The organism is Stenotrophomonas sp. HMWF003 (genome assembly GCF_003061285.1).
Classification (GTDB): domain Bacteria; phylum Pseudomonadota; class Gammaproteobacteria; order Xanthomonadales; family Xanthomonadaceae; genus Stenotrophomonas; species Stenotrophomonas maltophilia_AP.
Genome location: NZ_QAIW01000207.1, coordinates 1 through 6,833 on the forward strand (window position 1 = coordinate 1; position 6,833 = coordinate 6,833).

Genomic DNA, 6,833 nt, shown 5'->3' on the forward strand with positions numbered 1-6,833 from the left:
CCCCCGCCGCCACGGCCCCCGGCGCGGTTGCCGTCGATGTTCCCGCCGTCGCCCACCCGGCCGGTGAAACCCCCCAGTGGTGGTACCGCAGCGGGGCCGCCCGTGCCGCCGGCAGCGGCGCCATGGACGGCAAGGCCAAGAATGTCATCCTGTTCCTGGGTGACGGAATGAGCCTCACCACGGTCGCCGCCGCGCGGATCTTCGAAGGCCAGCGCAACGGCAACCCGGGTGAAGAGAACCTGCTGTCCTGGGAGCGCTTCCCGGCCACCGCGTTCAGCAAGACCTACAACACCGACTCGCAGACCCCCGATTCGGCCGGCACCATGACCGCCATCACCACCGGCGTGAAGACCCACATGGGCGCCATCGGCGTCAGTGCCGGCACCCGCAACGACTGCGCCGACAGCCTCAACAAGGGCCTGCTGACCTGGCTGCAGCTGGCCGACAGCGCGCACATGGCCACCGGCATCGTCTCCACCGCGCGCCTGACCCACGCCACCCCGGCGGCCACCTACGCGCACTCGCCCGAGCGCAACTGGGAAAACGACACCGACGTGCCCGAGGCCGCCAAGGCTGCCGGCTGCACCGACATCGCCCAGCAGCTGCTGTCCACCGCCCGCTATGGCCGGGGCCCGCTGGTCGCCCTGGGCGGCGGCCGCGGTGAATTCACCACCGTGGAAGAGCGCGATCCCGAGTACGACGACAAGGTCGGCCAGCGCCTGGACGGGCGCAGCCTGGTCACCGAATGGCAGCAGGCCCACCCGCAGGGCGCCTATGTCTGGAACGCCAATCAGCTGCAGGCCGCGCGCAATGCCCCGGCACTGCTGGGCCTGTTCGAGCCGGACCACATGCGTTACGAGATCGAGCGCAAGGACGACCCGTCCGGCGAACCCAGCCTGGCCGAGCTGACCAAGGCCGCCATCAACACCCTGTCCCGGCACAAGGAAGGCTACGTGCTGATGGTCGAGGGCGCCCGCATCGACCATGCCAACCACAGCGGCAACGCGTACCGCGCCCTCAGCGACACCGTGGCCCTGTCCGATGCCGTGCGCGCGGCCGTCGAGGCGACCTCCGACCAGGACACCCTGATCATCGTCACCGCCGACCACTCGCACACCCTGAACTTCGTCGGCTACCCGGCCCGCGGCAACCCGATCCTGGGCAAGGTCAAGGACAAGGGCGGCGAAGACGGCGTGGGCGGCCTGGACGTGGCCCGCGACGGCCTCGGCCTGCCCTACACCACGCTCAGCTATGCCAACGGCCCCGGCTATACCGGCGCCACCAACCAGCAGCCGGCCGGCCCGAAGGTGTACCCGCACAACCCGAGCAGCTTCGACCCGGCCGCCGGCCGACCGGACCTGAGCCACGTGGACACCGAGCACCCCGATTACATGCAGGAAGCGCTGGTACCGACCAAGAGTGAAACCCATGGCGGCGAAGACGTCGGCATCTGGGCACGTGGCCCGGGCAGCAAAGCCATCCGCGGCACCATGGAACAGAACACGATCTACCACATGATCGTGCAGGCCACCCCGCGCCTGCGCCAGCGCCTGTGCGAGGCCGGTACCTGCGACGCCAAGGGCGTGCCGGTGGACCTGCCCACGCCGAAGGCGTTCGAGCGCAAGGCCGACGCCAACTGATGCCGGCCCGGCTCTCCGCCGCCCGCAGCAGGGGCCGCCACGTGCGGTTCCTGCTGTTGATCGCCGGACTGGCCAGCACCGGCCACGCGCTGGCCCAGGGCCCGGCCTGCCGGGTCCTCACCGAGGAACACGGGCTGTGGCCGTTGCCCGGCTGCGAGGTGGTCGACGGCGCGCCCCGGATCGCCGCGGACGTCCTGCCGGACCTCCCTTACGATACCGACGGACTGGCGGCGGTGTACGCCGCCGACAGCTTTCATTACGTCACCCGTGCCGGCCGCACCCAGGCCGTGCTGACCTGGGACAGCGGGCCGGACTACGTCGAAGAGGGGCTGCTGCGCGGCCGTGTCGGCCCACGCGTCGGCTACTTCACCCCCGCGCTTGAACAGGCCTTCCCGGCCACGTTCGACTTTGCCTGGCCCTTCGCCGATGGCATTGCCCAGGTCTGCGAGGGGTGCCGCCCCGGCACGCCTGACGGCGAGGGCCACACGCCGGTGGAAGGCGGCCACTGGTTCCATATCAATCGCCAGGGCATCCGCGTGCCCGAACCGCCCACTCCCTGATCCCCGTGCGTGGCGAGCCTGGCCCGCAGCGTCGATACTGCCTCCCTGCCCGAGCCTGCCCGAACCGATGTCGTCGCCATTACCCAACCTGTCTGCTGCGCCCCGCCCGGTCCTGGTGGGCTTCAGTGGTGGACTCGATTCCACCGTGCTGCTGCATTGGCTGGCGCAGTCGGCCGCCCAGCGCGATGCCGGCGTGCGGGCGGTGCACGTCCACCATGGCCTGCAACCGGCGGCCGACGCGTGGGCGCAGCATTGCCAGGCGATCTGCACCGCCTGGAACATCGACCTGCAGGTAATCGGCGTCGACGTGGCGCGCGACAGCGGCCACGGCCTGGAAGCGGCCGCGCGCCATGCCCGCCGCGATGCCTTCGCCAGCGCCCTGCGCCCGGGTGACCAGCTGGCCCTGGCCCATCACCGCGATGACCAGGCCGAAACCTTCCTGCTGCGCGCCCTGCGCGGCTCCGGCGTGGATGGGCTGGCCGCGATCCGCAGCGAGGCGCCATTTGCCACCGGTACGGTGTGGCGACCGCTGCTGCAGGTACCGCGCGCGGCGCTGCTGGCCTACGCGCAGTCGCAGGCACTGCAGTGGGTGGACGATCCCAGCAATGCCAGCGACGAGGCCGACCGTAATTTCCTGCGCCTGCACGTGCTGCCGCTGCTGCAGCAACGCTGGCCGCAGGCCGATGCCGCCTTCGCGCGCAGCGCCGCACTCTGCGCGCAGGCGCAGCAGTTGCTGGACGTGTCCGACCAGGACGCCCTGCGCCGCTGCAGCCTGGCCCCGGGCGTGCTGGATGGCACGCGCCTGCTGCGGCTGCCGCGCGAACGCCGCGCGCGCCTGCTGCGCCAATGGGTGCGCAACTGCGGGCTGCCGCCGCTGCCGGCCGCCGGGGTGGAGGCGATCGAACGCGACCTGCTGCCCGCCGCGCACGACGCCGACGCCCAGTTCGCCTGGCAGGGCGCGCGGATCCGCCGTTGGCGCGGCGAACTGCACCTGCTGTCGGCCACGCTGGCGTTGCCACCGCATTGGAGCGTGCACTGGGATGGCCGTGCGCCCTTGGCGCTGCCCGACGGCGGCCAGCTGGAGCTGCTGGGCGCCAGCCAGCTGGCCACGCCGCTGCAGGTAAGCGCGCGCCGCGGCGGAGAGCGTATCCAGCTGCCCGGGCGTACTCACTCCCACGCGCTCAAGGACCTGCTGCAACAACGGGGGCTGCCGCCGTGGCAGCGGCGCCAGCTGCCGCTGTTGTTCGACGGGGAGGTGCTGATGGCTGCCGGCGACCGGGTCATCGCCGCACCGCTGCAGCATTGGCTGGATGAACACCACGCACAGCTGCGCTGGACGCCGGGCGCGGCCTGAATTGACCCCGCTGGGTTGGCGCATCACACTTGTCCCATGCCCAAGAAGTCCCCCAACGAAACCTCCCCGGTCGTCCACTTCGAGCAGTCGCTGGAAGAGCTGGAACAGCTGGTGGAGAAGATGGAAGCCGGTGATCTGAGCCTGGAACAATCGCTCAGCGCCTACGAGCGCGGCGTCGGCCTTTACCGCCAGTGCCAGCAGGCGCTGGAACAGGCCGAACTGCGCGTGCGCCTGCTCAGCGACCCGGCCCGCCCCGAGACCGCCGAACGCTTCGATCCGCCCGGCCATGATGGTTGAGGCCACGTTCGCGCGTTGGCGCGACCGCATCGAAAGCCAGCTCGACGCCAGCCTGCCTTCACCCGAACACGCTCCGCAGCGCCTGCACCAGGCAATGCGCTACGCGGTGCTGGGCGGTGGCAAGCGCATGCGCCCGCTGCTGGTGTATGCCAGCGGCCAGGTATTCGGCGCCGACGAACATGCACTGGATGCACCAGCGATGGCGGTGGAGCTGATCCACGCCTATTCGCTGGTGCACGACGACCTGCCGGCGATGGACGACGACGCGCTGCGTCGCGGCCGTCCCACCACCCATATCGCGTTCGACGAAGCCACCGCGATTCTCGCCGGTGATGCGCTGCAGACGCGCGCGTTCGGTCTGCTGGCTGATGCGGCGCTGCCTGCGCTGTTGCGCGTGCATTGTCTGCAGGCACTGACCCACGCTTCCGGTGCTGCCGGCATGTGCGGTGGCCAGGCGCTGGACATCGATGCCACCGGCCAGGCGCAGCCGCTGGCATCGCTGCAGCGCATGCATGCACTGAAGACCGGGGCACTGATCCGCGCAGCCGTGCGCATGGGCGCGCTGTGCGGCGATGCGCCGCAGAGCGACCTGCTGCAGCTGGATGATTTCGCCAGTGCCCTGGGGCTGGCGTTCCAGGTGCGCGATGACATCCTCGACGTCGAGGCCAGTTCCGAGCAGTTGGGCAAGACCGCCGGCAAGGACGAGGCCCAGGCCAAGTCGACCTTCCCCGCCCTGCTCGGCATGGACGGCGCGAAGGCCCACCTGCGCACGCTGAGCGAACAGATGTTCGATGGTCTGGCCGGGTATGGTGAGGCAGCGGATGCACTGCGGGCGCTGGCGAAACTAGCGGTAGAGCGCGACCACTGAGCAGTTGACGCGGTTACTTGGTTGCGCAGTCAGTGATACTTATCACGGTTTATGCATCGTCAATAGGCGGCTGATTACGCGCCCTATTGTCGCATTACAGCCACCTCTCGCTCGAGAGCGGATTGTCGGGCGATTTGATCGTCCTTCGTGGCGCTTGCCTCGCAAAATCCCTGAGCGTGCCTGAACGGCACGGTCGAGGAAATGAACGCATGCAGGGGTTGCTCCATCCACATGGGCAGGGAACGGATTCCAGTCATCGTTTGATCGATATGCAATGGCTTGGCGCGGGCGATTGCCCGCGACTGTGGCCGCATTCCGTGCGCTATCGCGACGAACTCCACCGCCCTTTTCAAATAAGCGCAACCTGCTTATGCGGCGCCGATGCCATCGAACTCACCTCGCTACTGGGCAAGCCGGTGGCCTTCGGAGTGGATATGGGCGGCGGAACTCGCCGCTGGTTGTCGGGGATCGTCACCGGTGCCATCAAGCGCGACGGTGCCGGCAGCTTCGGCGTGATCGATCTTCAGGTGGAATCGGCGCTGTCACTACTGGACCGGCGGCGTACCTGCCGCATCTTCCAGGACCAAAGCGTGCCGCAGATCGTCGCCACCGTGCTGGACGAACACTGCCAGCGCAACGCCGCCATCGCGGCCTGCTTTACCTACGCCAGCGTGCTGCGGCGCAGTCATCCCACGCGTTCGTACTGCGTGCAGTTCAATGAAAGCGACCAGGCCTTCATCGATCGCCTGCTGGCCGAAGAGGGCATAACCTACTATTTCATCGCCAGTCCACAGGCCGACACCCACGGCCACCACCTGGTGCTTACCGATACGGCCCCGCAGCAGGATCAGCCGCCGCAGGTCCTGCACTACCGTGCGCAGGCTGCTGCGTCCCGGCCACAGGAGCGGCAGTTGACCGGCTGGGAGGGCCGCACCCTCCTTGGCCCAAGCCGCGTCGAGCTGTCCAGCCATGATTATCAGGCGGCCCATCCGCTGCACGGCGAAGATCTGAGCGTCCAGGTCCAGGCGTACGGCAAGTACGGCCAGCACTTCGAGCAAGCAACCGCCAGCCTGACCGATTACCAGGCCGTGCCGCCCTACTACGCCAGCCACACTCGCGAACTGTGTACCTGTGCGCAGCTGCGGATGCAGGCCGAAGAGCTTCAGGCCCGCACCTTCCATGGCCAGGGTCCGTTGCGCGACGTCTCAACCGGCGACAGCGTTCTGATCCAGGATCATCCAGCCCACGCCGGATACAACGAGCAGCAACGCACCTTCGTGGTCACCGGCATCGACCTGCAACTGCGCAACAACACCCCCGAAGCCTGGCAGGTGTCCCCATCCCGCCTGGAAGAGCTCGCCCCTTGCGGCCAGGGCGATGTGACCGACAACATCCAGCTGCGTTTCAGCGCCGTGCCCCAGGATGTTCCACTGGTGCCCCGCTTCGCCGGCGTACTGGACCGACCGACCGCCAACGGGCCGCAGACCGCCACGGTGGTGGGGCCGGCCGGCGAAGAGGTATTCACCGACGCCCTCGGGCGTATCCGCATCCAGTTCCACTGGCAACGCCCGGATGAACATCCCACTGGCACGGCCCAGGGCAATGAACGTGCCTCCACCTGGGTACGTGTGGCCATGCCCAGCGGCGGTGCCGGTTTCGGTCACCAGTTCGTGCCACGGATCGGCCAGGAGGTGCTGGTCGCCTTCCTGCACAACGATATCGACCGGCCGGTGGTGATTGCCACGTTGTACAACGGCCGACACGCCCCGCCCACATTCAGCGGCCGCAACGGCCTGCCCGGCAACAACGCGCTATCGGGCATCCTGTCGCGGGAGCATCGCGGTGAGGGGTACAGCGAACTGCTGATGGACGACACCCCCGGCCAGGTGCGCGCACGGCTGGCCAGCACTCCGTTTGCCAGCGAACTGAACCTGGGCACCTTGAGTACACCGCGCGTGGATGGCCAGGCCCAGCCACGTGGGGCCGGCGCCGAACTACGCACCGATGCCGCCCTGGCGCTGCGCGCCGCGCACGGCATCCTGATCACCAGCTATGCCCGCGAGCTGGCCCAAGGCGGGCAACTGGACCGGCAGGAACTGCTGGCCCTGCTGGAG

Annotated in this window: 6 protein-coding genes; all 6 read left to right on the forward strand. The window is 68.9% G+C overall.

Going from position 1 to position 6,833, the window contains the following annotated elements; all coding sequences use genetic code 11:
* On the forward strand, positions 1-1,640 hold a 1,640-nt coding region (locus DBR34_RS08410), incomplete at its 5' end, for an alkaline phosphatase (RefSeq protein WP_128096454.1).
* Positions 1,640-2,200, forward strand: coding sequence for a WG repeat-containing protein (locus tag DBR34_RS08415; protein ID WP_128096455.1), 561 nt, complete (start codon positions 1,640-1,642; stop codon positions 2,198-2,200). The genes DBR34_RS08410 and DBR34_RS08415, both read left to right, overlap by 1 nt.
* A 67-nt stretch (positions 2,201-2,267) precedes the next feature.
* A complete protein-coding gene (tilS, locus tag DBR34_RS08420) occupies positions 2,268-3,554 on the forward strand; it encodes a tRNA lysidine(34) synthetase TilS (protein ID WP_128096456.1) in 1,287 nt (428 codons plus the stop codon).
* A gap of 36 nt (positions 3,555-3,590) precedes the next feature.
* A complete protein-coding gene (locus tag DBR34_RS08425; RefSeq protein WP_128096457.1) occupies positions 3,591-3,851 on the forward strand; it encodes an exodeoxyribonuclease VII small subunit in 261 nt (86 codons plus the stop codon).
* On the forward strand, positions 3,841-4,719 hold the full coding sequence (locus DBR34_RS08430) for a farnesyl diphosphate synthase (RefSeq protein ID WP_128096458.1): 879 nt from the start codon (positions 3,841-3,843) through the stop codon (positions 4,717-4,719). The genes DBR34_RS08425 and DBR34_RS08430 overlap by 11 nt, the downstream gene beginning before the upstream one ends.
* Before the next feature lie 269 nt (positions 4,720-4,988).
* Positions 4,989-6,833, forward strand: a 1,845-nt coding sequence (gene tssI, locus DBR34_RS08435) for a type VI secretion system tip protein TssI/VgrG (RefSeq protein ID WP_258223760.1), incomplete at its 3' end; no start/stop codon positions are given.